Genomic DNA, 24895 nt, shown 5'->3' with positions numbered 1-24895 from the left:
CGAAGAGCAATGGCGCGGTGAGACGCCGGAAATCTGGCGCGCTTATAGGTCTGTGCGTTGCGGGCGACAATCCGATCTGATAGCGAACGCCCCTCGCGATGGCGAGGTCGCCCCCGGGATCGTTTCCGGGGTGGCCCAGGGCCTGATGGCGGAGTGGTTACGCAGAGGACTGCAAATCCTTGCACCCGAGTTCGATTCTCGGTCAGGCCTCCATCGCGAATTTCAGACAGTTCAGACGGGCGCGGTCATCCAGCCGATGACCGTGGCCGCGCTCACCGTCGCCGCGACGATAGTGATGGCGACCGCGACGCGCGCGTTGCGGTTCACGAAGAACAGAATGCTGTCGAACATGATCATCTCCCCCGGACGTCTGCACAGCGTCACAGTTCCCGCTGTTCATCAAGGTATACGAAGGGTTAATCGCAGATTGGTGAACGGTTCTCGCCTATCGGGTGAAATGATGCAGGGCGATCGCCCCCGCAGTCGCCACATTAAGCGAATCGAAGCCGCCCGACATGGGAATGCCGATCGTCTCGCAGCGGTCGATCAGGTGAGTCGGCAGACCCGGGCCTTCCGCTCCGAGCAGGATGGCCGTCCGCCCGCCCCGAGGCGCAAGGTGCAGCGGCGACGCTGACGAGGGAGTCATGGCCAGGACCCGGAAGTTCGCGGCCCTGAGCGTATCGATCATGCCCCCGGCCTCCAGGCCGACCGCCATGGGGGTTCGCAGGACAGCGCCGACCGAGACCCGGATGGCCTTGCGGTAGAAGGGATCGCAGCAGCGGTCGTCCAGGAGAACGGCGGCGGCCCCGAAGGCGGCCGCGGCGCGAAATACGCCGCCCATGTTGTCGTGATTGCCGATCCCGCAGGCGGCCACGACGACCGCCTCTTCCCCCAGCCCGGCCAGCAGTTCGGTAAGCGACTGCGGAACAGGCTTCTCGCCCACGGCCAGGATGCCCCGGTGAAGGTGAAATCCGGCGACCCCGTCAAGCACCGGCTGGGACGCCGAATAGACCGGCGTTCCGGACGGCAGGGCCTCGACAAGATCGGCCAGGGCGGCGATGCGCTTGTGCGCGATCAGGGCCGCGACCGGGCGGCAGAGAGAAGCCGGAGAGACGAGGACGCGCAGGACGACTTCGCCCTCGGCGACGAACAGACCCTGGCGGCCCGTCAGGTCGCGCTCGCGGATATCCCGGAAGGCGGCGACGCGTGCGTCGAGCGGATCATCGATGGGGATTATGGCCAATCGGATATTTCCCGTTGCGCGAGCCTGACTCGCGCTGCTATAGCGCCCGCCTTCCCGAGAGGAAGTGTTCCGCGGTAGCTCAGTGGTAGAGCAGCCGACTGTTAATCGGCTGGTCGTAGGTTCGAATCCTACCCGCGGAGCCACTCTCCTGATCCCCCTTCCCCATTGAGCAGAAAAAAGCCCGACGCGAGCGCCGGGCTGAAGAGGTTCGGTGATGGTGGGTGTCCTCGAACAAGGAAGACGCCCCCTCGTTCGACTGAATTGGTAAACGGTCCGTAAACCTTGTCAGGACGGGACGCGGTCAGGCAGCCAGGTCGTCTGGCGTGCTCCGCCGGGACCCGTCCAACGAACACGCCACCCGGCGTCCGTCCTCTCGGCGACCAGCCCGGACGAACCACCCGCCTCGCCCGGCCAGAGAAACTCGCGGCCGGCCACCCGGATCGACTCCGGGCCGTCACGGGGCGGCAGGATGACGCTCCAGCGGCCTCCTGCGTCGGGAACCACCCGCAGGATCTCCCCGCCGCTCTGCACCTCGACGGCGGCCGTCCCCGGACTGACGGCGCCCGAGGCCAGCCGCATGCGGCCATCGCCATCGACGGCGCCGAGCGCCGGAGCAGCGTCCAGCCGCCGGGTCGCCCCGCCCGTCCGAAGCATGACGATCGGGCCCCGTCCCGACTCAAGGATCAACAGGCGGTCCGGCGAGGGCGCGGAGTCCTGACCCGCCTGCGTTTCCGGACGGAGCAGCAGGTGACCCGCCGGAGCCGGCACCCGAACCTCGAAGCGGCCACGCGAATCGGCCGCGGCGGCGAAGGCCGTGTCATCCGCGCCTCGCAGAACGACCCGGGCGTCCGGTTCCGCGAGACCCGAGACCACCAAAGCGGGTCCGGTGCGATCCACCCGCTCGATCACCGGCGGGCGAGCCCATTCGCGGGCCGCCTCGACGCCGTCGCGGGCGCTTTCAGGCGGGTTGGGCGAACACCCCGCCGCCAGGGCCGCCGCCATCGACAACATCGCCCGTTTCATACTGCCTCTTCGACCGTTAGGAGTGTCGCCCCAGATAGCGCGGCCGCCCGCCCGCTGTCTTTCACTGTCTTCACGAGGCCCCATGTCTTCGCCCGTCACCATCCAGCCGTTCGACGGCAAGTCGGTCTGCCTGTTCTGCGGCTCGTCCGAGACCGTCCTGCCGGAATATCTGGAGGCGGCGCGGAGCTTCGGCGAGGCCACGGCGAAGGCCGGATGGCGACTGGTCTACGGCGGCGGCGGCGTCGGTCTGATGGGGGCGTCAGCGCGGGCGGCGCATGGGGCCGGAGGACGGGTGCTTGGGGTGATGCCGGGCTTCCTGCGCAGTCGCGAACGCCTGTTCGACGAGGTCGAGACCCTGGTCGTGCCGTCGATGCACGAACGCAAGACCATCATGTACGACCAGTCCGACGCCTTCGTCGTCGCACCCGGCGGCGTCGGCACGCTGGAAGAGGCCATTGAGGTGCTCTCGTGGAAGCGGCTGGACCTTCATGCAAAGCCGGTGATCTTCCTGAACCTCAACGGCTTCTGGAACGCCCTGCTGGCGGTGATGGAGCACAGCATCGAGGAAGGCATGACGCCTGCGTCGTTCCGGAAGGCGTGGGTCGTCTGCGACACGGTGGCAGAGGCGATTGATGCGGTGAGGGCGGCGGACGATCTGCCTCACTTGCAACATGATCAGCGATAAGTAATCACTGGTCAGTCTGCCAGCGGACGTTCGTTCTGGCGTCGCCGGGCGGATCCACGCCCAATCCATCTTCGGAGACCTCCCCATGCGTGCTCTGCTTATCGCCGCGGCCCTGCTTGTGGCCGCCCCGGCCGTCGCCCAGGCCCCCGTCTCGAGCGCCGTACTCGCCGACGCGTCCAAGGCTCCGGCCTCGCGCACCATCATCGACGGTGCGACCTGGCGCTGCGAAGGCGCGAGCTGCACCGCCAGCGGCGGCGCCAACCAGCCGGCCCAGCGCGCCTGCCGCCGGGTCGTGGCTCGCTTCGGCGCCGTGACGGCCTTCACCTATAAGGGTGTCGATCTGACGGCCGAGCAACTGGCCGCCTGCAACGCCTGATTGGCCAACGCCAGAGACAAGGGCCGCCCCTTCGAGGGGCGGCCTTTTTCGTGTCCGGACGCTGGAATCAGGCGGTTTCGCCGGACAGGCGCCGGACGATGCGCTCGCGGCCGATCAGCGGCACGAGGCTGGCCATGTCCGGGCCATGAGTCTGGCCGGTCAGGATGTGGCGCAACGGCATGAACAGGGCCTTGCCCTTCGCCCCGGTGCGCTCCTTGACGGCGTTGGTCCAGAGGGACCACGCGTCGGCGCCGAGGGTGGCGGGAAGCACCTCCAGAGCGGCCGCGGCGAAGTCCGGATCTTCGATGACCGGCGTTACGGGGCCGCTGATGATTCTTTCCAGATCAACGACATCAGAGAATTTCTGAAGGTTCGGCCGCACGGCGTTCCAGACCGCCTCGCCCATGTCTGAACCCAGAGCGGAAAGCCTGGGCCTGGCCGCCGCGAAATCCATGGCGTGCAGCGCCTGGGCGTTGAGCCGGTCCAGATCGGCGATATCGTAGCGCGCCGGCGACCGCCCCATCTTCGAGAAGGAGAAGCTCTCTCCCAGCTGCTGGATCGAGGGCGCGACCTCGAGCGGGTCGGAGGTGCCGATACGGCCCAGGTGGCTGGTGATGGCGATCGGCTCATAGCCCTGGTCGCGCATCTCGGAGATCGACAGGGAGCCCAGCCGCTTCGACAGAGCCTGGCCGTCGGCCCCGACGAGCAGCGGCATATGGGCGAAGGCCGGAACCGGCCCGCCGAGCGCTTCAAAGATCTCGATCTGGGCGCCGGTGTTGGTGACGTGATCCTCGCCCCGAATCACGTGCGTGATGGCCATGTCGATGTCGTCGACCACCGACGGCAGGGTGTAGAGGAACAGACCGTCCTCGCGGATCAGCACGGGGTCGGACATCGAGGCGGTGTCGACCTCGGCATGGCCGCGCGACAGGTCCTCCCAGGCGACGCGCTTGCCGTCCAGTTTGAAACGCCAGTGCGGTTTACGACCCTCGGCCTCAAAGGCGGCCTTCTCCGCCTCGGTCAGGTCAAGCGCGGCGCGGTCGTAGATCGGCGGCAGGCCGCGGGACAACTGCACCTTGCGGCGGCGGTCAAGCTCCTCGGACGTGTCGTAACAGGGATAGAGCCGCCCGGCGGCCTTGAGCCGCGCCGCGGCCTCCTCGTAGCGGTCGAACCGCTTCGACTGGTTGTAGCGTTCGTCCCAGACCAGACCCAACCAGGTCAGGTCGTCCTCGATGCCCTGTTCGAACTCCGGCGTGGAGCGGGCCAGGTCGGTGTCGTCGATGCGCAGGACGAACGACCCGCCCTGCCCCTTGGCGAACATCCAGTTCACCAGGGCGGTGCGCACATTACCTACGTGCAGCTTACCCGTCGGCGACGGGGCGAAACGAACCTTGACGGACATAGAGGGACCTTGAAACGCGAGGCGCACAGGTCGCGCTCGCGGCCGCCCAAGTCAAGGCGCAGCGGTCGTCTCAGTCGTCGCGGTGGACGCGTTCGCGACGTTCGTGGCGCTCCTGGGCCTCGACCGACAGGGTCGCCGTCGGCCTGGCTTCCAGCCGACCGAGGCTGATCGGCTCTCCGGTTTCCTCGCAATAGCCGTAGGAGCCGTCCTCGATACGACGCAGCGCCTCGTCGATCTTGGAGATCAACTTCCGCTGGCGATCCCGCGTGCGCAACTCAAGCGCGCGGTCGGATTCGGAGGACGCCCTGTCGACGAGGTCCGGATGGTTCTCCGTCTCGGCCTTCAGATTGACCACAGTGCCCTTGGACTCGCGAAGGATTTCATCCTTCCAGGCCAGGAGCTTGGCCTTGAAATAGGCCAGCTGCCGCTCATTCATGAACGGCTCGTCCTCGGATGGCCGATAGTTGGTCGGCTCAATCGCAGACGCTAATGCGTTCATCGCACTCACGCTCGTAAACAGCGCCCCCCTGTGGCGCAGTGCTTGCGTATAGGGATGGCGAAGAGTCGCGGCAACAACGCTCGCGCGAGCGTGACCGGCGATTGACCCGGTCTACGGGCGAGCGTGACATTTCTTCATCACCCGCCGGTCGCCGATCACGCTTTTGCGAAATATTTCACCGGCTTATGTTGCACCGCGGCGAACATCCGCCTTGGCCAGCTCCACGGCCGCCCTCAGGTCGATCTGGGCGAGCAGATTGTTCAGGCCGGGATCGGCGTCGACAGGACATTCCTCGCCCAGACTACGGCTCAGTCGCTCCAGAGCGGCCTCGCCAGCCTCGCCCGCCAGCAGGGCCAGCTTCAGCTCGTCCAGGCGATCCAGCAGCCCCCCGCCACGACGAATGGCGCGGCGACGCCGTTCGGTTGCGTCCTCAACACCTTGCAGGGCCATCAGCGCGGAGACGCCGGCGACACCCGACACGCCGGCGGCCGCCGCAGCGGCTCCGGTCGGGGCGGCGGCGGCCGTAGACGGCACGGAGAACCCGCCGCTCGCTCTCGCGGGACGCGCGCCCTGGGAGGCGGAGGGTCCGGATGGGCCGGTGACCTTCATGGAATGCGACTCCAGAACATGCGCGACCATCGTCGGCGCCCGGTCACTGTTTGGTTAACGCCCCGGCAGTTTCTGCCGCATCGCCCAGCCTCCCTACGACGACAATCCCTGTTTTCACTCAGTTTTTGATCTGGCACGCCGTTGGCATCGCAGGGCGCACAACAGTTCGCGGACACCGTACCGATGCAGAAACTGCTCGCCTCCCTCCTCACCGCCGCCGCCCTTGCCGGATTCGCGGGCTCCGCGGCCGCGCAATCCCGGATCAAGGACATCGCGGCCGTGGAAGGGGTCCGCACCAACCAGTTGGTCGGTTACGGGCTGGTGGTCGGTTTGAACGGTACGGGCGACAGCCTGCGCAACTGCCCCTTCACCCGGCAGTCGCTGGAAGGGATGACCGAGCGTCTGGGCGTGAACATCCGCGGGTCCAACGCCAACTCCAAGAATATGGCCGCCATCATGGTGACGGCGGAACTGCCGCCGTTCGCCACGCCGGGCTCGCGCATCGACGTGAGCGTGTCCTCGATGTGCGACGCCAAAAGCCTGCTGGGGGGGACGCTGCTCGTCACCAGCCTGCAGGGCGCCGATGGCGAGGTCTACGCCGTGGCCCAGGGATCGATCCAGACCGGCGCAGTGTCGGCCTCGGGCGGCTCGGGCTCGTCGGTGACGCGCGGGGTGCCCACGGCCGGCCGGATCGCCTCGGGCGCGACCGTTGAACGCGAGACCGGCTTTCACCTGGCCAATATGAACGAGGTGCGGCTGACGCTGCGCAATCCCGACTTCACCACAGCCCAGCGCGTCGCTGCCGCCATCAACCAAGTCTACCCGAACACCGCCCTGGCCGAGAACGGCACGGTCATCGCCCTGCGCGCGCCGGGCCAGATGGGCATGGCCGGCTTCATCAGCCAGGTCGAGAACCTGCCTGTCACGGTCGACTCCCCGGCCAGGGTGATCATCGACGAGGTCAACGGCGTCATCGTCATGGGCGACGCGGTGCGCGTCTCAACCGTCGCCATCGCCCAAGGCAACCTGACCGTCTCCATCCAGGAGACGCCGCTGGTCAGCCAGCCGGAACCCTTCAGCCGGGGTGGAGAGACCGTGGTCGTGCCGCAGTCGGACGTCTCGGTCGAGGAGGAGCTCGGCCGTCAGATGCGCATCGTCGGCGGCGGGGCCTCGCTGTCCGATCTGGTCAACGGTCTGAACGCCCTCGGCGTCAGCCCGCGCGACATGATCAGCATCCTGCAGGCCATCAAGGCCGCCGGCGCGCTGCAGGCCGACATCGAGGTGATGTGAGCATGAGCGACCTCGCTGTCTCCCCTTCCCTGCTGCAACCGGTCCCGACCGCGCCCGCCGCCACGGCCCGGATGCGCGAAACGGCGGAGGCGTTCGAGGCCTCCTTCCTGTCGCAGATGCTGAAGCCGATGTTCGAGGGTCTCTCGACCGACGGTCCGTTCGGCGGCGGCGAGGCCGAGAGCACCTGGCGCGGCTTCATGATCGAGGCCATGGCCAAACAGACCGTCAAGGCCGGAGGGATCGGCCTTGCCGACCAGGTCGTGGCCCAGATGCTGAAAATGCAGGAGCAGACGCAATGACCGGAACCGCCGAACTCAACGCCACAGCCCGCGTTCGCCAGCTGATCGACCTGACCGAGCGCCTGACCGCCAGTCTCGGGGCCGAGGCGAAGGCGTTCGAAGCGCACCGCCCGCAGGACGCGGCCGCAACTCTCGCCGGGACGCAGGACCTCGCCAACGCCTACCGGCGCGAGTCGGCCCAGGTGAAGGCCAATCCGAAGGTCCTGGCTGCAGCACCCGCCAGTGAACGCAAAGCCCTGATCCGGGTCACGGAGACATTCGAGGCGGCCCTGAGCCGTCACTCCCACGCCATCGAGGCGGCCCGGATCATCTCGGAAGGCCTGGTCCAGACCATCGCCGCGGAGGTGGCGGCCCAGCGCGGCAGCCCGTCGGCCTACGGGGCCAGCGGCCGGGCCAACGCCGGCGACGGGCGGGCTGTGGCCTTCAACCGCACGGCCTGAGCTCCAGCGTTCGTTCCACGCCAATGGCGTTCAGGAAGTCCGGATCGTGGCTGACCACGATCACCGCACCATCGTAGTCGATCAGTGCAGCCTCGACCGCGGCGATGGAGTCGAGGTCGAGGTGGTTGGTCGGCTCATCCAGGATCAGCAGCGACGGCGGCCGGGCGCCGGTCATCACGCAGGCCAGTGCGGCGCGCAGCCTTTCGCCGCCCGATAGCGTCCCCACAATCCGCTGCGCCGCCGCGTTGCGGAACAGGAAGCGAGCCAGAGCCGCATGGGCCTCGTTCGGCGTGGCGTCGGGGTTGAGGCGGCGATACGCCTCGATCAAGGTCTCGTCCGGCCGTAGCAGCGCCGTTTCCTGATCCAGCAGGGCCGCCGCGACCGGGCGGTCGACCCGCCCGGCGGTGGGTTGCAGGCCGCCGGCCATCAGGCGGAGGAGCGTCGTCTTTCCGGCGCCGTTCGGGCCGGTTATCGCAACCCGCCCCGGACCGGTGAGCCGTGCCGAGAGCGGACCGACGATGCGCCGGCCGTCCGGCGCGTCCCAGGCCGCGTTCTCCAGCGTCAACACCGTCTTCCCCGTCGCCAGGCCCGATGAGGGCATGGGAATGGTAAGGGCCCGGACCCGCTCGACCCGCTCGCGCGCGTCGTTGAGTTGGGCTTCCGCCGCCTCCGCCCGGCGAGCGGCCAGCACAGTCTCGCGGGCGCCCGAATTCTCCGCACGCTCAGCCATGGCGCCGAGGAGGATCTTCGGCTCTGACTTCCGGGCCGCAAAAGCCCGGCCGGCCTTGTCGCGTCGCGCCTTCTTCTCGACAGCCCTCTGGCTCTCGCGCGTGATCCGGGCGGCGCTTCGCTCGGCGACGTCCAGGTTCCGCTCGGCCGCCGCCCGCTCGGCGGCCTTACGCTCTGCGTAGAGGTCGTAGTTCCCGCCATGGACGGCGGCGCCGAGGCTCGACAGTTCGACGATCCGGTCCATTCGCCGCAGCAGGGCCCGGTCATGGCCGGCCACGAGAACGCCGCCCTTCCAGCGAGTCAGAAGTTCGGCGATGGCGGCGCGACCGTCGGTGTCGAGATGATTGGTCGGCTCGTCCAGCACCAGCAGGTCGGGGGTCTCGAGCAACAGGGCCGCCAGGCGCACCCGGGTCTGCTCGCCGCCGCTCAGGGTCGCCGCCCGGCGGGCCGGGTCGAGCCCCGGGAGGCCGACGTCGGCCAGCGCCGCCTCGATCCGACCCTCCAGCGTCCAGTCGGCGGCGGCGAGATCGTCAGCTCCCCCCTCGCCGGCCAACACTCGCCGCACCACGACCATGGCGGGAGCGGCGCCAAGCAGGTCGAGGACGGTTTCGCCGGGGCGAAGCTCGCGCCGCTGCTCCAGCCAGCGGACCTTGCCGGCGTGCGAGACGGCCCCCTCGGCGGGTCGGGCGAGGCCAGCCGCCAGCCGTAGCAGGGTGGTCTTGCCGACGCCGTTGCGACCGACGACGCCCGTGCGCTCGCGCCCGAAGGCGAGGCTCAGGTCAGAGAATAGGGTGTGGCCGTCAGGCGTTCGGGCCGCGACGCGATCGAGCGTCACGAGTGCGGATGCGGACGGGTTTGGGGCGAGGCTGGGTGAGGACATGGACAAACGCGAGCAGCGAAGCGGAAAGGGCGAAACCAATTCCCAGTGCGCTGATCATGTTCGTCGGGCCTCCAGTGAGCTCAGTCGAAGCTGGAAGATGAGTGCGACGGTCCGGCTTCGCAAGCAATTTCGCTGTGCCGGACGGCTGACGATACCGTGACCGGACCCGCCCGGGGGCCGGCGTGCGACGCCGCGCCGGCTGGCTTCAGCGTCCCTTCATCCCTAGATGACGCCCATGAGCGACACCGCCGACACCCAGGACGCCGCGGGCCGCCGCGCGGCTATCGTCGAGCAGATCCGGGCCGAAACCGGCATCGACGAGGCCATGATCGCCCGGCTGGTCGATGGCTTCTACGACCGCGTGCGCGCCGACAGGCTGCTCGGCCCGGTGTTCGCTGACCGCATCAGCGACTGGGGTCCACACCTGGAGCAGATGCGGATGTTCTGGTCGTCCGTGGCCCTGATGAGCGGCGTCTATCACGGGCGTCCCATGCCGAAACACCTGCCCCTGCCGGTCGATGCGCGCCATTTCGACCGCTGGCTGGAGCTGTTCGAGGCCACGGCTCACGATCTGTGCCCGCCGGCCGCCGCCGCCCATTTCATCGAGCGCGCCCGCCGCATCGCGGAGAGTCTTGAGCTCGGCATCGCCGGGGCCAATGGCGTGCTGCTGGCCAAGGGTGAGCGTTACCTGCGGCCGACAGAGGCGTGGGCGCCCGTGGATTGAGCCGGCACGAAGCGGCCTGCTGCCAGAAAGTGTCAGCAGTCGGGAACGTCGGCTCGCCATGTTCCCACATTGTTCTTGCTGAATCCCGCGAACCAATCCCCATATAGCGCTGTCGCGCCGGACCCTCCCCGGCTCCCCCGCGTTTCCGGACTCCCCAGTCTTCAGGCCCCATGACCGAAAAGCACAACTTCATCCGCGTGCGCGGCGCCCGCGAGCACAATCTCAAGGGCGTCGATGTCGACATCCCGCGCGAGCAGCTGGTGGTGATGACCGGCCTCTCCGGGTCGGGCAAGAGCTCGCTCGCCTTCGACACCATCTATGCTGAGGGCCAGCGCCGCTATGTCGAGAGCCTGAGCGCCTACGCCCGCCAGTTCCTGGAGCTGATGGGCAAGCCGGACGTGGACCTGATCGAGGGGCTGTCGCCGGCCATCTCGATCGAACAGAAGACGACCTCGAAGAATCCACGCTCGACCGTCGGCACGGTGACCGAGATCCACGACTACATGCGCCTGCTGTGGGCGCGGGTCGGCGTGCCCTATTCCCCGGCGACCGGCTTGCCGATCGAGAGCCAGACCATCTCGATGATGGTCGACAAGCTGACCGCCCTGCCCGAAGGCGAGCGTCTGCTGCTGCTGGCCCCGGTGGTGCGCGGGCGCAAGGGCGAATACCGCAAGGAGATCGCCGAGTGGCAGCGGTCGGGCTTCCAGCGGCTGAAGATCGACGGCCAGTTCTACGCCATCGAGGACGCGCCGACGCTGGACAAGAAGTTCAAGCACGACATCGACATCGTCGTGGACCGGATCGTCACCAAGGCGGGACTTGAAGCCCGGTATGCCGACAGCCTGCAGACGGCCTTGGGCCTCGCCGACGGCATTGCGGTGGCCGAGTGGGCCAATGCGCCGGAGGGCGAGCCTCCCCGCCGCCTGACCTTCTCCGAAAAGTTCGCCTGCCCGGTTTCCGGTTTCACCATCAGCGAGATCGAGCCGCGGCTGTTCTCGTTCAACAATCCGTTCGGCGCCTGCCCAACCTGCGACGGCCTCGGGGTCAAGCTGGCCTTCGACGCTGATCTGGTGGTGCCGGACCGCGACAAGTCCCTGCACAAGGGCGCCGTCGCGCCGTGGTCGCGCGGCCCGTCGCCGCTGTATACGCAAACCCTGCAGTCGCTGAGCCGCCACTACGGCTTCTCGATGGACAAGCCCTGGCGCGACCTGCCGGAGAAGGCGCAGGCCGTGATCCTGCGCGGCTCGGGCGGGGACAAGATCAAATTCACCTACGACGACAACGCCCGGACCTATGAGACCACCAAGGCCTTCGAGGGCGTGCTGCCGAACCTCGAGCGGCGCTGGCGGGAGACGGATTCCTCATGGGTGCGCGAGGAGCTGGGTCGCTTCCAGTCCGAGACGCCGTGCGAGGCCTGCGGCGGTAAACGCCTCAAGCCCGAGGCTTTGGCGGTCAAGATCGCGGGCGAGGACATCGCCCAGGTGTCGTGGCTGTCGATCAAGCACGCCCACGAATGGTTCACGGCCCTCGATGGCAAGCTGACCGACAAGCAGATGGAGATCGCCCGGCGGATCCTGAAAGAGATCACCGACCGGCTGCGCTTCCTCAACAATGTCGGCCTCGACTATCTGAACCTGTCGCGGGCCTCGGGCACCCTGTCGGGCGGCGAGAGCCAGCGCATTCGTCTGGCGTCGCAGATCGGCTCGGGCCTGACCGGGGTGCTTTATGTGCTGGACGAGCCGTCCATCGGCCTGCATCAGCGCGACAACTCGCGCCTGCTGGAAAGCCTGCGAGGCCTGCGTGACCTCGGCAACTCCGTGCTGGTGGTCGAGCACGACGAGGAGGCCATCCTGACGGCCGACTACGTCATCGACATGGGCCCCGCCGCGGGCATCCATGGCGGGGAGGTCTGCGCCCAGGGCACGCCCGCCGACGTCATGGCCAATCCGAATTCCCTGACCGGCAAATATCTGACCGGCGAGCGCGAGATCGAGCTGCCGTCGGAGGGGCGCCGCCCGGTCGACCGCAAGCGGATGCTGAAGATCAGCGGCGCGTCCGGCAACAATCTGAAGGCCGTCACGGGGGAAATCCCCGGCGGCCTGTTCACCTGCGTCACCGGCGTGTCCGGCGGCGGCAAGTCGACCTTCACCATCGAGACCCTCTACAAGGCGGCCGCCCGCCGGCTGCACAACGCCTCGGACGCCCCGGCCCCGTTCGACCGCATTGAGGGTCTGGAGATGTTCGACAAGGTGATCGACATCGACCAGTCGCCCATCGGCCGCACGCCCCGCTCCAACCCGGCCACCTATACCGGCGCCTTCGGCCCGATTCGCGACTGGTACGCCGGCCTGCCCGAGTCCAAGGCGCGCGGCTACGGCCCCGGCCGCTTCTCGTTCAACGTCAAGGGCGGGCGCTGCGAAGCCTGCCAAGGCGACGGCCTGATCAAGATCGAGATGCATTTCCTGCCCGACGTCTACGTCACCTGCGACGTCTGCAAGGGCAAGCGCTACAACCGCGAGACGCTGGAGATCGTCTTCAAGGGCAAGTCGATCAGCGACGTGCTCGACATGACCGTCGAGGAGGCCGCCAGCTTCTTCAAGGCCGTGCCGTCGATCCGCGACAAGATGCTGACCCTGAACCGCGTCGGCCTCGGCTACGTCAAGGTCGGCCAGTCGGCGACCACCCTGTCCGGCGGCGAGGCGCAGCGGGTCAAGTTGTCCAAGGAGCTGTCGAAACGGGCCACCGGCAAGACCCTCTACATCCTCGACGAGCCCACCACGGGCCTGCATTTCGAGGACACGCGCAAGCTGCTGGAGGTGCTTCAGGAGCTGGTCGACAACGGCAACACCATCGTGGTGATCGAGCACAATCTCGACGTCATCAAGGTGGCCGACTGGCTGCTGGACTTCGGTCCCGAGGGCGGTGACGGCGGCGGCGAGATCGTCGCGGTCGGCACCCCCGAGCAGGTCGCCGCCAATCCGAAAAGCTGGACCGGCAAATACCTCAAGGAGGTGCTGGACCGGCACGAGCTTCGACGCAAGGCGCGGGTGGCGGCGCTGTCAGCGCCCGGCGAGGCGGCCCCCACAAGGCCAGCGCGGGCGAAGAAACGGGCCTAGTGCGGGCTGGCCGGTTCGGCCTCCACGCCGTGATCACGCGTACGGCCACGCAAGGCCAACGCCGCGGATCCAAGCAGCAGGACGACGGTGGTGACGATGCTGGCTTCCGGCCCGAAGGCGGCTCCCGTCAGCCACCAGGCGGCGTCGGCGCGCGTCGTCAGGTCGGTGATCAAGGGGGTCGTGGCCACGGCCTCGCCCGACACCTCGAGGCCGAAACCGAGCCCCAGCAGCCAGTTCCACGCCGCATGCCAGCCGCACACGCCCCAGAGCGACCCTTCGCGCGCGGCGTACAGGCTGATGAAGACCCCGAACAGGAGGACGTTGAACACGCCCATGGCCAGTTCGACGGAGGGCGTGATGTTGCCGGCGTGAACGAGGCCGAACAGCACGGCGTTTCCGATGACGGCGACCCACAGTCCGTGCCGGGACGCGATCAACTGCATCAGCCATCCTCTGAAGACGATCTCCTCGGTCGAGCCCTGCACAATGAAGCCGAGCAGGAGCAGCCCGATTGGCCCCAGGGCCGGGATCACGGCCGCGCTCTGGAACGCGCCGCCGGCTTCGATCTCATAGCCGCCCAGCGCCCAGATGATGCCGACGATGACGAGCAGGAACGCCAGGCCGATCGCATAGCCCCGGGCGAAGCGCGGCAGGCCACGGGCGTTGAAGCCGATCTCGCGCAGACCCCGGCGCTCGAAGATCATCACCCAGCCGATGGTGAGCGCGGCGCCGAGGCCGAAGGCGACGAAAAGGATGTAGGCCAGAGCCTGCCAGGTGTCGTCGGCCTCCAGCAGGCCCGACATCATGGCCGGGTAGACGGCGCCGATCTGCCCCAGCAGAATAAAAGCCACGCCCAGGACGACCGCCGCGGCGGTCCAGGTCCGACGATGTCGCGGCTTGCGCGGCGCGTAGAGTTCGATGCCTTTCATGGGTCCCCCCGGACGGTCACCGCCGCTGCGGGCGACGGCCTGTGGCTGGATCAAGCCGAGATGTCGGCGCCTGATCGGCGGACGACGATATCACGATAGGCCACGGCCGGCGGGGCCAGAAAAATGGCGTAGGTGAGAGCCGAGATCAGGGCATTGATCACCAGGTTGGCGATCATCGCCGGAGACAGGAAGGTCGCGACCGAAGTGTAGTCGGCCTCCATCGACTCAAGAATTGCAAGGAAGCTGCCGCCCTCGCCGCCGCCGAAGCCCAGCATCACCGCCATCGCGATAACGCCGCCCAGCAGGCCGACGACGATGCCGAGGATACCGGCGACGACGTAGCAGCCCAGCAACGACCAGAAATGGCCCTTGGTCGCGCTCCAGGATTCGAAAATGCGAATCCGACCGTCGTTGAAGGTCATCGGGCCGGCGAAGGAAAACTTCGTCCAGAATACGAGGGTGGCGAAGATCATGCCGATGTAGATGAGGATTATCAGCACCGCGACGGCGATGCCCGCCCCGATCCCGCCCGCGCCGCCCGCGTTCATTCCTACGCCCACAATGGCGCCGACGAGGCCGAGCACAAGGGTGACGACGATGCTGGCTGCAATCCCAAGCAGGAACAGCACGAGCATCACCACGGCAAGGCGCAGCTCGGTCATGCCCAGGCGCAGATAGCCAAAAGCGGAGTCGGCGGGGCGCAGCACGGAGCGGTAAACGGCGGCCGTGAATATGGCGAAAACCAGCAAGGCCAGGGGGAGCAGGAACGCATAGAGCAGGCCGACCTGTCCCAGCATGGCCATGACCTCGGCGGGATCGTCGCTCGGGGCCCGGCTCATGGCCATGAACTCATTCAGCGTCCCGCCGAACAGCGCCACCATCCCGATCGAGGAGACGAGGCTGATCACCAGCGACGCCGCCGCCCAGATCAGCATCGCCTTCGGCTTTTCGCGCGCAATCCGGAATCCCTCGATCGCCGCATCCATCGCCTGGAACGCCATGATTCCCTCCCCTGACCTCTGGCCCTCGCACGCTAGACCAAGCGCAGCTTCATGGTGAGTGAAAATCACGCAATGACGCCGTGGCCGGGCCTCGCTAGAAGCGCGCGATGAGCACTTCCTCCCCCTCCCCCGTCCATGTCATCGGCGGCGGCCTCGCCGGATCCGAAGCTGCCTGGCAGATCGCCGGCGCCGGCGTACCGGTGATCCTGCACGAGATGCGCGGCGTCCCGGGCGTCAAGACCGACGCCCACCACACCGACGGCCTGGCCGAGCTGGTCTGCTCGAATTCGTTCCGCTCGGACGACTGGGAGTACAATGCGGTCGGCCTGCTGCACGCCGAGATGCGGGCGCTGGACTCGGTGATCATGACCTGCGGCGACGCCAATCAGGTGCCGGCAGGCGGCGCGCTTGCGGTCGACAGGGAGGGCTTTTCGCAAGCGGTGACGGCGAAGCTGGAGGCCCATCCGCTGGTCACCATCGTGCGCGAGGAAATCGCAGGCCTGCCGCCCGCGGACTGGGACAATGTCATCGTCGCCACCGGCCCCCTGACCTCGCCGGCGCTGGCCGACGCGATCCTGAAAACGACGGGCGAGGAGAGCCTGAGCTTCTTCGACGCCATCGCCCCGATCGTCCACGCGGACTCGATCGATTTCGACATCGCCTGGCGACAGTCGCGCTACGACAAGGAAGGTCCGGGCGGTGACGCGGCGGCCTACGTCAACTGCCCGATGAATCGCGACCAGTACGAGGCCTTCATCGACGCCCTGCTGGCCGGGCCCAAGGCCGAGTTCAAGGAGTGGGAGAATGTTCCCTATTTCGACGGCTGCCTGCCCATCGAGGTGATGGCCGAGCGCGGCCGCGAGACGCTGCGTCACGGCCCGATGAAGCCGGTCGGCCTGACCAATCCGCGAGACCCGCAGGTCAAGGCCCACGCCATCGTCCAGCTGAGGCAGGACAATGCGCTGGGGACGCTGTTCAACATGGTCGGCTTCCAGACCAAGCTGAAGCACGGGGCCCAAGCGGAGGTGTTCCGGATGATCCCGGGCCTGCAGAACGCCCAGTTCGCGCGTCTGGGCGGACTGCACCGGAACACCTTCCTCAATTCGCCCAAGCTGCTGGACCGGCAGTTGCGGCTAAAGGCCATGCCGAAGCTGCGCTTCGCCGGGCAGGTGACGGGGGTCGAGGGTTATGTCGAGAGCGCCGCCATGGGTCTGCTGACCGGCCGGCTGGCGGCGGCGCAGGCGCTGGGCCGCGAGCTGGCGCCGCCACCGCCGGAGACGGCGATGGGGGCGCTGGTCGAACACATCACCGGCGGGCATCTGGAAGGGTCGAAATTCCAGCCGATGAATATCAATTACGGCCTGTTGCCGCCGCTGGAGGCGCCGAAGGTGGACGCCGAGGGCAAGCGGATCAATCCGAAGGATCGCGGCCGGGCGAAGAAGCGGCTGATGAGCGAGCGGGCGATCGCGGCGCTGAAGGCGTGGCGCGACGCCGGCTGATCGGTCGCGGTCTTACCAGGCGGTCATCCGGCGCAGCGCGCCGTCGCGGAGCATATAATGGTGCACGAGAGCGGCGGCGGCGTGGAGACCGACGAGCCAGTAGCCGACCGTGCCCAGCGTTTCGTGGATCGTCTCGGCCTGCTCGGCCAGGGCTTCGTTGGGGCCGGTCAGGGGCGGCAGGGGCAGGCCGAACAGTTGGATGGGATCGCCCTCGGCGCTGAGGACGGTCCAGCCCAGCAGCGGCATGGCGATCATGAAGGCGTACAGCGCCAGGTGCATCGCGGCCGCCGCGATGCCGAAAAACCCGCGCGCGTGCGTCCGGCCCCGGTGCAGCAGCCGAGCGACGGCGCGCAGCCCCACGAGGATGAAGACCGACAGGCCGAGGCTGAAATGCCAGGCCTTCAGGGCCTCGCGGATGTCGCTGCCGCGCGGATACTCCTCGCGTAGCAGGATGGTCGCATAGACCGCGATCAGCAGGGCCAGCATCACCCAGTGGAGAGCGACCGACAGCCGGCTGTAGGGACGGGGAAACGTGTTCATGGGAGCCGCACTCATGGTCTACTCCACAGTGATCCGGTCCAAGCTGCGCCGCAAGCCGGGAGACGTCCTTGCTCTGGCGCAATTCGCGCCGGAGGGAGGCGGACGGTGGTCGACCTCTAGCCGCCGCGGCCGCCGTGTTTGGCGTATTCGAGCCGGGCGATGGTGCGGTTGTGGACCTCGTCAGGACCGTCGGCGATGCGCAGGGTGCGGACCATGGCGTACATCTCGGCCAGCGGGGTGTCGGCCGAGACGCCGGCGCCCCCGAAGGCCTGGATGGCGTCGTCGATGATCTGCAAGGCCATGCGCGGGGCGGCGACCTTGATCTGGGCGATCTCGGATTTGGCGTTTTTCGCGCCGGCCTCGTCCATCATCCAGGCCGCCTTGAGGACCAGCAGGCGGCACATCTCGATGTTGGTGCGGGCCTCGCCGATGCGCTGTTCCCAGACCGAATGTTCGGCCAGGGCCTTGCGGAAGGCGGTGCGAGACAGCAGCCGTTCGCACATCAGCTCCAGCGCCCGCTCGGCCATGCCGATGACGCGCATGCAGTGGTGGATGCGGCCCGGCCCGAGACGCCCTTGGGCGATCTCGAAGCCGCGGCCCTCGCCGGCGATCAGGTTCTCGACCGGGACGCGGACATTCTCCAGCACCACCTCGGCGTGACCGATGGGGCGCTCGTCATAGCCGAAGACCGAGAGCATGCGCTCGACGCGGAAGCCGGGCGTGTCGACGGGGACGATAATCTGCGATTGCTGGGTGTGGACCGAGGCGTCCGGGTCGGTCTTGCCCATGACGATGGTCACGGCGACGTTCGGATGGCCCATGTTGGTCGACCACCATTTGCGGCCGTTGATCACATAGTGGTCGCCGTCGCGCTCGATGCGGGTCTGGATGTTGGTGGCGTCGGACGAGGCGACCTCGGGCTCGGTCATCAGGAAGGCCGAGCGGATCTCGCCCGCCATCAGGGGCTTGAGCCAGCGGGCCTGCTGTTCGGCGTTCCCGTACATATGGAGCACTTCCATATTGCCGGTGTCGGGGGCGTTGCAGTTGAAGACCTCCGCCGACCACAGGTGGCGGCCCATCAGCTCGGCCAGGGGGGCGTATTCGAGGTTGGTCAGGCCGGCGCCGTGATCGCCGGGCAGGAACATGTTCCACAGGCCGGCCTCGCGGGCCTGGGCTTTCATCTCCTCCATCGCCGGAGGCTGGCGGGTGTGATCCTCGCGGACCTGGGCCCAGTATTCCGCCGACCGCGGCAGGACCTTGTCGTCCATGAAGCGGCGCACGCGCTCCTGCCAGTGCAGGGCCTTGTCGCTGGGGCGGAAGTCCATGGGGTGGTCCTTCTCAAAAGACAAACGGCGCGGGGTCCCATCGGACGCCGCGCCGTCGAAGTCGTTGCTTCAGGTCAAGTTCAGCGCTTCAGCAGCGGGGCCAGCTTCTGGGCGATCATCATGTCGCCGGCGATTTTCAGCTTGCCCTGCATGAAGGCCATCATCGGGTCGAGCTTGCCGTCCGACAGAGCCATGAAGTCGTCCCACGTCATCGAGACGGTGGCGTCGGCGGGCTTGTCCTCATTGGTCACGGTGTTCGGGACCGAGGCGCCGTCGATGTAGATCTTGCCGGCGTCGCCAAGGTCCAGCTTCACGGTCTTGCCCAGACCGGAGTTGTCGCCGACGGCGCCGCGGATGTGTTCGGTGACTTGAGCCAGATCGGCCATGGTGCGTCTCCTGACGAGGTTGAGCCTTCGACCTAGACCGCGTGGAGGCGCATGCCAAGATCACGCGGGGTCAAGTTGTCGGCTGGGCCGACCCCCGCGGCGATGCCATGCGGCGTCGTTCCGCCGCACGGGCGCGGCAGGCCTTGGGACGGCGTGCGGAGATTTGCGGGTGCTTGCGTCGGGTGGCGCTCAACGCCTTACCGCAGCGCCTCCCCGGTCACGGGCGGACTTCAGCCCAGACGGGTCTGGGGTCGGAGGGGATCGGCTCCCAGCGCTGCGGCTCCCGGCGGGGGTCGCGGTCCTGATTCATCGCCCGCCGCCGCTCTTCCTGCTCCCAGCCGACGCGCGGGTCGACCAGGTCCGGACGGGCGGGACGTCTGTATTCGGAGCGATCCTCGCCCCACGACGGGGCGTCGCGCCCGTCGTCCCGGCGGCTTTCCCAAGCGTAGCGCTCTTCCGCGGCGCGCTCCCGCCGATCACGTTCGGCGGCCCGCCGTTCATAGGCGTATCGCTCGTCCTGCGCGCGCTCGCGACGGAAGCGTTCGGCGGCGCGGCGTTCGCGCTCATGGCGTTCCATCGCATCGATGCGGGCCCGACGGGCGGCGCGCTCGGCCTGATAGTCCCGACGCGGCGCATCGAAGCCGAACCAGCGCTGCACCGCGCGGATGGGGGCCGGCGGTTCGGGCTCGGGTTGCGAATAATAGGCTCTCGCCTCTGCCACAGGACGCGCCTCGGCCCGCGGCGATCCGAAGCCGCCGCCGTTCTCGTCCCAGCCGTCGTCGTACGACCACACGACGTCGGTGTACTGCGGACCCGGGGGCGGGAGCCCCTGGAAGCCGTCCACCAATTCGCCGACGTCCATCACCGAGCCGGCGACGATTTCGGGTTCGACGGGCTGGACCACCTCGATCCGCAACCGCTCATGATCGGCGATGGGCCGCGGGCCCGGCAGATCGGCGGCGCGCAGGCCCACCAGGCCGAAGCCGGCCGCGAAGACCACCGACAGGGCGACGACATGGCCCGCGCGCACCCGCGATCCCATCCAGCGCAGAGCCGGACCGAGACGGTCGAAATGGGGCGAAGGCAGGGTCATGGCGGTGCGCCGTGCGGAAGCTCTGTCTGCAATCCCTGAAATGCGCTCCGGTTTCATGACGCAGTTCGGTAACAATTGAGAATGCGAGTGCGATTGACTCGCAACTAAGACCGTGGTGGAAGGCCCCTCCTCTCCCGTGACCCTGGATTTGCCGTGACCCACCGCCTGCTCGCCACCGTCTCCGCCGCCAGCCTGCTGATCGCCGCGCCGGCCCTCGCCCAGGAGGCGGAGCCCGCCACCCTGGATGAGGTTGTGGTCACGGCGTCCCGGATCGAGGCCCCCCGCTCGGCCTTGGCGGCCACTGTAGAGGTCATCGACGCGCGCGCGGTCGAACAGCAGACCGCCCTCGCCGCCTCTGCGGTCGAGACGGTGTCGGCCCTCGTGCCGTCCTTCTCGCCGACGCGGCAGAAGCTGTCCGGGTTCGGCGAGACCCTGCGCGGCCGCTCGCCGCTGTATCTTGTCGATGGCGTGCCGCAGTCGACGCCGCTGCGCGACGACAGCCGCGACGGCTACACCATCGATCCCTTCTTCATCGACCGGGTCGAGGTCATCTTCGGCTCGAACGCGATCCAGGGGATCGGCGCCACCGGCGGGGTGGTCAACTATGTCACCGCGCGCAAGCCGGCCGAGGGCGCGGGCCTGACTGGCCGGATGATGGCCCAGCTGACCACCGACGACGAGGTCCAGGGCGACGGCTTCGGCGCCAAGCTGGCCGCCATCGGCGGACAGGATTTCGGGGCGTTCGACCTGACGCTCGGCGCCGCCCTCGAGACCCGCGGCGCCTATTATGACGCCGAGGGCCGCCGCATCGGCTTCGACGGCGCCCAGGGCGAGGTGCAGGATTCACGGGCGCTGTCGTTCTTCGGCCGAGCCGGCTGGGACCTCGGCGACGACCGTCGGCTGGACGGCTGGATCAACCGCTTCGACCTCGAGGGCGACGGGGACTATGTCACCGTGGCCGGGAACCGGGCGACCGGCCTGCCGACGAGCGCCGTCCGCGGCGCGCCGGAGGGCTATCAGCCGTCCAACGAAGTCACCTCGGCGGCGCTGACCTACACCGACCGCGATCTGTTCGGCGGCGTGTTCCGGGCGCAGGTCTTCGCCCACGACTATGCGGGCGTCTTCGGGGGCGGTTCGTTCGACAGCTTCCAGGATCCGGCCATCGCGCCCATCGGGACCCTGTTCGACCAGTCGGCCAACAATTCCGAGAAGCTGGGCCTCAAGGTCGACTGGCAGGGCGACGTCCCCGGCGTGGCGGGGTTGAAGGCCCTCGTTGGTCTCGACGCCCTGCGCGACCGGACCTACCAGGAACTGGTGCTGACCGGCCGCAACTGGGTGCCCGAGACGGCCTATGAAAGCCTGTCGCCCTTCCTGCAGCTGAACCAGTCGCTGCTGGCCGATCGCCTTACCCTCTCGGCGGGGGCGCGGCATGAGTCGGCCAGGCTGAAGGTCGACGATTTCGAGACCCTCTATTTCTACGGTCCGCAGACCGTGGCCGGGGGCGAGCCGGGTTTCGAGGAGACGCTGTTCAACATCGGCGCGACCTATGAGGTGACGCCGGGGCTGCTGGTCTACGGATCGTTCGCCCAGGGATTCACCATGCCCGACGTGGGCCGGGTGCTGCGCGGCATCGACACGCCCGGCGAGGACGTCGACGACTTCCTCGACCTTGAACCGGTGGTGACGGACAATACCGAGGTGGGCCTCGAATATCGCAGCGATCGTCTGGAGCTGTCTGCGGCGGCATTCCGGTCGGAGACGGGGCGCGGCGCGCTGTATGTCCGCCAGCCGTCCGGCGACCTTGCGGTGCAGCGCCGGGCCACGCGCATCGACGGTCTCGAGCTGAAGGGGCTATGGCGCGCGACAGACGCCGTCACCCTCGGGGGCAGCTATGCGGCGCTGGACGGCCGCAGCGCCGGCGTCGAGAACGGTCCGCTCGACCGCGACCTCGACGGCGCCAACATCTCGCCGGATCGGCTGCTGCTGTGGGGCGAGTACGAGACCGGACCGCTGGCCCTGCGTCTGCAGGCGCAGACCTTCCTCGAGCGCCAGTTCGAGGGCCAGCCCGCCGCCAACGCCTTCGAGGGCTATACGGTGCTGGACGCCGTGGCCCGCTATGAGGCCGGGTTCGGGACCGTGTCGCTGGGGGTGCAGAACCTGCTGGACGAGCAGTACGTCACCTATTTCTCGGACACCCAGGGCCCGACCGACAACCTGCGCTTCTTCGCCGGGCGCGGGCGGACGGCGACCCTGACGCTGGCGCGGAGTTTCTGAGCCGGTGATGGGCGCGATCCGCACTGTTCACGCCTGGGCCGGGGCCGCGCTGGCGGTGCTGGCGATCGTGTTCGGCCTGACCGGATCGCTGCTGGTGTTCGAGGACGACTGGGTGCGCGCCAGCGTGCCGGCCGCGCGGGCGGCCGTCGACCTCGACACCGCCCGGCTCGGCGCCGCGCTGGAAGCCATCGAGGCCGCGGAGCCGGGGGTGAAGACGGCGGTGATCCCCTCGGACGGGGTCGGCTCCTGGCGTCTCTATCTGCCGGACGAGGCCTTCGCCTGGGCCGACGCGGAGGGCGTGGTGGTCGAACGCTGGCGCGGCGCGGGACGGCTGGAGACGCTCGTCTTCGACCTGCATCACGAACTGCTGGCCGGCCATACGGGCAAGCTCGTGGCCGGCGGGGCGGGACTGGCGCTCGGGCTGATGATCCTGACCGGGCTGATCGTCTGGGTCCCCGCCTGGCGGGCCACCGGGTGGCGGATGTGGCCGCGCTCGGGCGCGCGGCGCGAGCTGATCGGCAGCCATCGCAACCTCGGCCTGATCTTCGCCCTGCCCCTGCTCCTGTTCAGCCTCACCGGGGCGGCCATCGTCTTCCACGGGACGACCCAGGCCCTGCTCAACGGCGGCGCGCCGGCGGCGCCCGCCGCGCCCGTCGTCGGACAGGGCGACATCGACTGGCCGCGCGCCCTCGCCGAGGCCCGCGCCCGCTTCCCCGGCGCCGCGCCGCGCATGGTCAGCTGGCCCGCGGGGCCCGGAAAGCCGGCCACGCTGCGGCTGCGCCAGCCGGGCGAATGGCACCCGAACGGCCGGACTACGGTCAGCATCGATCCGGCCACCAGCCGCGTCGCGGCGACGACCGACGCCCAGAGGCTGGCCGGGGGGACGCGGCTGTTCAACGCCCTGTATCCCGTGCACGCCGCCACGATCGGCGGCTGGCTGTATGAAGCGGTCACAGTGCTGAGCGGCCTGGCCATGGCCGGTCTGGGCGGCGTGGGTCTGTGGGCCTTCCTGGCTCAGCGGCTCGGGGGTCGGCGACGGGTCCGACGCGGGCGGGCCCTCTAGGGTCGACCCAACTCGCGGGCCAGGGCGACCAGCACGGCCCGCTTCGCCGGCGGCAGGCGGCCGGTCATACGGGCGACCTGGAGCACGACCCGGGTCTCGGGGTCCTCCGAAGCGCCATCGTCGAAGGCGTCGCCGATCAGGGCCGACAGGGGCATGTCCAGCGCGTGGGCGATCTGGACCAGACGGCCGAACGGAACCGCCATCTCGCCGCTCTCATAGCGCTGGATGAGCTGGTGGCCGCCGCCGACCGACGCGGCCAGATCGGCCAGGGTCAGCCCGCGGGCGGCGCGGGCAAGGGCGATGCGCTGGCCCAGCAGCCGGTTGTTCCGGGCCTCGGCCGCTCCGTCCGATTTGCGCTTGATGGTCATCTGTCGCGGCGTCCCCGTGTATCGGGACTAGCGCAGCCGCAACGCAGATTTGTGTCGTTTCGTGGAAGGTTTGCCGTCGCTACGGCTGCTCAGCGCGCGAGGCCCGGCGGGCCCAGCAACCAGACCAGCGCGATCCCGATCGCCAGAAACACGCCGAACGGCAGCCGGTCCGAGCCGGACACCCGGCCTCCGGTCAGGGCGCGCGCGGCGGCCACGCTCAGCCCGGCCAGAGCGGCCCAGAGCAGGACGCCGGGCAGGCCGATCCAGCCGGTCCAGGCGCCGCCCGCGGCCAGCAGGAAGGGGTCGCCGCCGCCCAGCCCTTCCCTGCCCCGAACCCGACGATACAGGCGGGCCAGCAGCCAGAGACCGCTGAAGCCGACCGCCGCGCCGGTCAGCGATTCGATCACCGTCAGCCGGTCCAGCGTCGCGGCGGCGAGGAGCCCCGTCCCGAGCAGGGGGAAGGTCAGCTGATCGGGGAGCCAGAAATGCTCGCCGTCGACCACCGCGATCAGCAGCAACTGCCATCCGAGCAGGGCGGTCAGGACGGCGGCGGCGACGGACGGCTGGGTCAAGGCCGCGCAGGCGCCGACGGCGGCGCTGGCGAGCTCCATCATCGGATAACGGAGCGGAATGGCCGCGCCGCAGCCGGCGCAGCGACCACGGGCGACGGCGTAGCTGATCAGGGGGATCAGCCGCCACGGCCCTAGCGGCTGGTCGCAGCCGCGACAGCGCGACCGTCCGGCGACGAACCCCTCGCCGCGCGGCAGGCGCAGGCTGACGAGGCCTAGAAAGCTGCCGGCCAGCAGTCCCGCGCCGCCGAGCGCGACAGCCAGAAGCGCCGCCCCTGTGTCGATGATCATCGAACTTCCCGACTGTCACACACGGTTTCGGGCCGCTCAGACACGCCCGTCGCCAGCGGCTCTACCGTCGGTATGTGACGATCCTGCCGTACCGGGACGGTCTTTCACTGAACGGCCAAGACAACTTCACAGAGCTGCGCCCCAACCGTCACGGTTCGGCGGCCACGGTGTCACAAGCCGCTTCTAACGAGAGCCCCGGGCAGGGGGCGAGTTCGCCGCGATGGGACACTGTGTCCGGTCGT

24 protein-coding genes and 2 tRNA genes are annotated in these 24895 nt (G+C 68.7%); 12 read left to right on the top strand and 14 right to left on the bottom strand.

Features of this window, described 5'->3' with window-relative positions; genetic code table 11:
• Window positions 1–139 precede the first annotated feature (139 nt).
• Window positions 140–213, top strand: a tRNA-Cys gene (locus tag V6M45_RS04295).
• 232 nt (window positions 214–445) lie between these two features.
• Here V6M45_RS04295 and V6M45_RS04290 read toward each other — a convergent pair.
• Window positions 446–1243, bottom strand: a complete 798-nt coding sequence (locus V6M45_RS04290) for a TrmH family RNA methyltransferase (protein WP_332654254.1) — start codon at window positions 1241–1243, stop codon at window positions 446–448.
• A gap of 68 nt (window positions 1244–1311) precedes the next feature.
• Here V6M45_RS04290 and V6M45_RS04285 point away from each other — a divergent pair.
• Window positions 1312–1386 (top strand) — tRNA-Asn (locus V6M45_RS04285).
• Window positions 1387–1528: 142 nt separating this feature from the next.
• On the opposite strand, the gene V6M45_RS04280 is transcribed toward V6M45_RS04285, so the two are convergent.
• Window positions 1529–2266, bottom strand: a complete 738-nt coding sequence (locus V6M45_RS04280; protein ID WP_332654252.1) for a hypothetical protein — start codon at window positions 2264–2266, stop codon at window positions 1529–1531.
• A gap of 82 nt (window positions 2267–2348) precedes the next feature.
• On the opposite strand from V6M45_RS04280, the gene V6M45_RS04275 reads away from it, so the two are divergent.
• Together V6M45_RS04275 and V6M45_RS04270 are read left to right on the top strand one after the other, a co-directional pair.
• Window positions 2349–2951, top strand: a complete 603-nt coding sequence (locus V6M45_RS04275) for a TIGR00730 family Rossman fold protein (RefSeq protein WP_332654250.1) — start codon at window positions 2349–2351, stop codon at window positions 2949–2951.
• Between the two features lie 85 nt (window positions 2952–3036).
• Entirely contained in the window at window positions 3037–3327 is a 291-nt protein-coding gene (locus V6M45_RS04270) for a CC_3452 family protein (RefSeq protein ID WP_332654249.1), read from the top strand.
• 67 nt (window positions 3328–3394) lie between these two features.
• Here the strand turns inward: V6M45_RS04270 and gltX are convergent, their stop codons facing one another.
• The 3 genes from gltX to V6M45_RS04255 form a co-directional block, all read right to left on the bottom strand.
• Window positions 3395–4729: a glutamate--tRNA ligase gene (gene gltX / locus V6M45_RS04265; RefSeq protein WP_332654248.1), complete on the bottom strand. Its 1335-nt coding sequence runs from the start codon at window positions 4727–4729 to the stop codon at window positions 3395–3397.
• Between the two features lie 70 nt (window positions 4730–4799).
• A complete protein-coding gene (gene dksA, locus V6M45_RS04260) occupies window positions 4800–5228 on the bottom strand; it encodes an RNA polymerase-binding protein DksA (RefSeq protein WP_332654247.1) in 429 nt (142 codons plus the stop codon).
• Between the two features lie 183 nt (window positions 5229–5411).
• Window positions 5412–5837 (bottom strand): flagellar assembly protein FliX, encoded by a 426-nt coding sequence (locus tag V6M45_RS04255; protein ID WP_332654246.1) that lies wholly within the window; start codon window positions 5835–5837, stop codon window positions 5412–5414.
• Between the two features lie 183 nt (window positions 5838–6020).
• Here V6M45_RS04255 and V6M45_RS04250 point away from each other — a divergent pair, with 183 nt between their 5' ends.
• Genes V6M45_RS04250 through V6M45_RS04240 form a run of 3 tightly spaced genes read left to right on the top strand, consistent with a single transcriptional unit; the run spans window position 6021 to window position 7866 of the window.
• Window positions 6021–7127 carry a flagellar basal body P-ring protein FlgI gene (locus V6M45_RS04250; protein ID WP_332654244.1) on the top strand — a complete coding sequence of 369 codons (1107 nt, stop codon included), beginning with the start codon at window positions 6021–6023 and terminating at the stop codon, window positions 7125–7127.
• Between the two features lie 2 nt (window positions 7128–7129).
• Complete coding sequence (locus tag V6M45_RS04245) at window positions 7130–7426, top strand: rod-binding protein (protein WP_332654243.1); 297 nt, start codon at window positions 7130–7132, stop codon at window positions 7424–7426.
• Window positions 7423–7866: a flagellar basal-body protein FlbY gene (locus V6M45_RS04240; protein ID WP_332654241.1), complete on the top strand. Its 444-nt coding sequence runs from the start codon at window positions 7423–7425 to the stop codon at window positions 7864–7866. Before V6M45_RS04245 ends, V6M45_RS04240 begins: the two co-directional genes overlap by 4 nt.
• Here V6M45_RS04240 and V6M45_RS04235 read toward each other — a convergent pair.
• Window positions 7850–9475: an ABC-F family ATP-binding cassette domain-containing protein gene (locus V6M45_RS04235; protein ID WP_332654239.1), complete on the bottom strand. Its 1626-nt coding sequence runs from the start codon at window positions 9473–9475 to the stop codon at window positions 7850–7852. The two genes, V6M45_RS04240 and V6M45_RS04235, sit on opposite strands and share 17 nt — an antisense overlap.
• Before the next feature lie 235 nt (window positions 9476–9710).
• Between V6M45_RS04235 and V6M45_RS04230 the strand changes: the two genes are divergently transcribed.
• The gene (locus tag V6M45_RS04230) at window positions 9711–10199 is read left to right on the top strand and encodes a group III truncated hemoglobin (protein ID WP_332654237.1); all 489 of its coding nucleotides are present in this window, start codon (window positions 9711–9713) and stop codon (window positions 10197–10199) included.
• A gap of 170 nt (window positions 10200–10369) precedes the next feature.
• A complete protein-coding gene (gene uvrA, locus V6M45_RS04225; RefSeq protein WP_332654236.1) occupies window positions 10370–13315 on the top strand; it encodes an excinuclease ABC subunit UvrA in 2946 nt (981 codons plus the stop codon).
• Here the strand turns inward: uvrA and V6M45_RS04220 are convergent.
• Complete coding sequence (locus tag V6M45_RS04220; protein ID WP_332654235.1) at window positions 13312–14244, bottom strand: type II CAAX endopeptidase family protein; 933 nt, start codon at window positions 14242–14244, stop codon at window positions 13312–13314. The two genes, uvrA and V6M45_RS04220, sit on opposite strands and share 4 nt — an antisense overlap.
• Window positions 14245–14294: 50 nt before the next feature.
• On the bottom strand, window positions 14295–15245 hold the full coding sequence (locus tag V6M45_RS04215) for a hypothetical protein (RefSeq protein ID WP_332654234.1): 951 nt from the start codon (window positions 15243–15245) through the stop codon (window positions 14295–14297).
• Between the two features lie 107 nt (window positions 15246–15352).
• Between V6M45_RS04215 and trmFO the strand changes: the two genes are divergently transcribed.
• Entirely contained in the window at window positions 15353–16744 is a 1392-nt protein-coding gene (trmFO, locus tag V6M45_RS04210; RefSeq protein WP_332654233.1) for a methylenetetrahydrofolate--tRNA-(uracil(54)-C(5))-methyltransferase (FADH(2)-oxidizing) TrmFO, read from the top strand.
• 12 nt (window positions 16745–16756) lie between these two features.
• Here the strand turns inward: trmFO and V6M45_RS04205 are convergent, their stop codons facing one another.
• From V6M45_RS04205 to V6M45_RS04190, 4 genes are all read right to left on the bottom strand, one after another.
• Window positions 16757–17284, bottom strand: a complete 528-nt coding sequence (locus V6M45_RS04205; RefSeq protein WP_332654232.1) for a cytochrome b — start codon at window positions 17282–17284, stop codon at window positions 16757–16759.
• Between the two features lie 116 nt (window positions 17285–17400).
• The gene (locus V6M45_RS04200; protein ID WP_332654231.1) at window positions 17401–18609 is read right to left on the bottom strand and encodes an acyl-CoA dehydrogenase family protein; all 1209 of its coding nucleotides are present in this window, start codon (window positions 18607–18609) and stop codon (window positions 17401–17403) included.
• Window positions 18610–18689: 80 nt separating this feature from the next.
• Window positions 18690–18995 (bottom strand): SCP2 sterol-binding domain-containing protein, encoded by a 306-nt coding sequence (locus V6M45_RS04195; protein ID WP_332654230.1) that lies wholly within the window; start codon window positions 18993–18995, stop codon window positions 18690–18692.
• Window positions 18996–19212: 217 nt separating this feature from the next.
• A complete protein-coding gene (locus tag V6M45_RS04190; RefSeq protein ID WP_332654229.1) occupies window positions 19213–20088 on the bottom strand; it encodes a hypothetical protein in 876 nt (291 codons plus the stop codon).
• Window positions 20089–20241: 153 nt separating this feature from the next.
• On the opposite strand from V6M45_RS04190, the gene V6M45_RS04185 reads away from it, so the two are divergent.
• Together V6M45_RS04185 and V6M45_RS04180 are read left to right on the top strand one after the other, a co-directional pair.
• Entirely contained in the window at window positions 20242–22362 is a 2121-nt protein-coding gene (locus V6M45_RS04185) for a TonB-dependent receptor (protein WP_332654228.1), read from the top strand.
• Between the two features lie 7 nt (window positions 22363–22369).
• A complete protein-coding gene (locus V6M45_RS04180) occupies window positions 22370–23425 on the top strand; it encodes a PepSY-associated TM helix domain-containing protein (protein WP_332654227.1) in 1056 nt (351 codons plus the stop codon).
• Here V6M45_RS04180 and V6M45_RS04175 read toward each other — a convergent pair.
• Both V6M45_RS04175 and V6M45_RS04170 read right to left on the bottom strand, forming a co-directional pair.
• On the bottom strand, window positions 23422–23793 hold the full coding sequence (locus tag V6M45_RS04175; RefSeq protein WP_332654226.1) for a helix-turn-helix domain-containing protein: 372 nt from the start codon (window positions 23791–23793) through the stop codon (window positions 23422–23424). The genes V6M45_RS04180 and V6M45_RS04175 overlap by 4 nt on opposite strands.
• An 89-nt stretch (window positions 23794–23882) precedes the next feature.
• Window positions 23883–24653, bottom strand: a complete 771-nt coding sequence (locus V6M45_RS04170; protein WP_332654225.1) for a prepilin peptidase — start codon at window positions 24651–24653, stop codon at window positions 23883–23885.
• Between the last annotated feature and the right edge of the window lie 242 nt (window positions 24654–24895).

It is taken from the genome of Brevundimonas sp. (assembly GCF_036676055.1).
Taxonomy (GTDB): domain Bacteria; phylum Pseudomonadota; class Alphaproteobacteria; order Caulobacterales; family Caulobacteraceae; genus Brevundimonas.
Note: the sequence above shows the minus strand (reverse complement) of the source record. Positions and strands in the feature narration are given on the sequence as shown.

Excerpts from the sequence above, each read along its gene's own strand:
- V6M45_RS04230 (WP_332654237.1), top strand. The coding sequence starts at position 9,711 with ATGAGCGACACCGCCGACACCCAGGACGCCGCGGGCCGCCGCGCGGCT.
- V6M45_RS04170 (WP_332654225.1), bottom strand. The coding sequence starts at position 24,653 with ATGATCATCGACACAGGGGCGGCGCTTCTGGCTGTCGCGCTCGGCGGC.
- V6M45_RS04190 (WP_332654229.1), bottom strand. The coding sequence starts at position 20,088 with ATGACCCTGCCTTCGCCCCATTTCGACCGTCTCGGTCCGGCTCTGCGC.
- V6M45_RS04195 (WP_332654230.1), bottom strand. The coding sequence starts at position 18,995 with ATGGCCGATCTGGCTCAAGTCACCGAACACATCCGCGGCGCCGTCGGC.
- uvrA (WP_332654236.1), top strand. The coding sequence starts at position 10,370 with ATGACCGAAAAGCACAACTTCATCCGCGTGCGCGGCGCCCGCGAGCAC.
- V6M45_RS04220 (WP_332654235.1), bottom strand. The coding sequence starts at position 14,244 with ATGAAAGGCATCGAACTCTACGCGCCGCGCAAGCCGCGACATCGTCGG.
- V6M45_RS04180 (WP_332654227.1), top strand. The coding sequence starts at position 22,370 with ATGGGCGCGATCCGCACTGTTCACGCCTGGGCCGGGGCCGCGCTGGCG.
- gltX (WP_332654248.1), bottom strand. The coding sequence starts at position 4,729 with ATGTCCGTCAAGGTTCGTTTCGCCCCGTCGCCGACGGGTAAGCTGCAC.
- trmFO (WP_332654233.1), top strand. The coding sequence starts at position 15,353 with ATGAGCACTTCCTCCCCCTCCCCCGTCCATGTCATCGGCGGCGGCCTC.
- V6M45_RS04245 (WP_332654243.1), top strand. The coding sequence starts at position 7,130 with ATGAGCGACCTCGCTGTCTCCCCTTCCCTGCTGCAACCGGTCCCGACC.
- V6M45_RS04250 (WP_332654244.1), top strand. The coding sequence starts at position 6,021 with ATGCAGAAACTGCTCGCCTCCCTCCTCACCGCCGCCGCCCTTGCCGGA.
- V6M45_RS04270 (WP_332654249.1), top strand. The coding sequence starts at position 3,037 with ATGCGTGCTCTGCTTATCGCCGCGGCCCTGCTTGTGGCCGCCCCGGCC.
- V6M45_RS04235 (WP_332654239.1), bottom strand. The coding sequence starts at position 9,475 with ATGTCCTCACCCAGCCTCGCCCCAAACCCGTCCGCATCCGCACTCGTG.
- V6M45_RS04215 (WP_332654234.1), bottom strand. The coding sequence starts at position 15,245 with ATGGCGTTCCAGGCGATGGATGCGGCGATCGAGGGATTCCGGATTGCG.
- V6M45_RS04275 (WP_332654250.1), top strand. The coding sequence starts at position 2,349 with ATGTCTTCGCCCGTCACCATCCAGCCGTTCGACGGCAAGTCGGTCTGC.
- V6M45_RS04240 (WP_332654241.1), top strand. The coding sequence starts at position 7,423 with ATGACCGGAACCGCCGAACTCAACGCCACAGCCCGCGTTCGCCAGCTG.
- V6M45_RS04205 (WP_332654232.1), bottom strand. The coding sequence starts at position 17,284 with ATGAACACGTTTCCCCGTCCCTACAGCCGGCTGTCGGTCGCTCTCCAC.
- V6M45_RS04255 (WP_332654246.1), bottom strand. The coding sequence starts at position 5,837 with ATGAAGGTCACCGGCCCATCCGGACCCTCCGCCTCCCAGGGCGCGCGT.
- V6M45_RS04175 (WP_332654226.1), bottom strand. The coding sequence starts at position 23,793 with ATGACCATCAAGCGCAAATCGGACGGAGCGGCCGAGGCCCGGAACAAC.
- dksA (WP_332654247.1), bottom strand. The coding sequence starts at position 5,228 with ATGAACGCATTAGCGTCTGCGATTGAGCCGACCAACTATCGGCCATCC.
- V6M45_RS04200 (WP_332654231.1), bottom strand. The coding sequence starts at position 18,609 with ATGGACTTCCGCCCCAGCGACAAGGCCCTGCACTGGCAGGAGCGCGTG.
- V6M45_RS04280 (WP_332654252.1), bottom strand. The coding sequence starts at position 2,266 with ATGAAACGGGCGATGTTGTCGATGGCGGCGGCCCTGGCGGCGGGGTGT.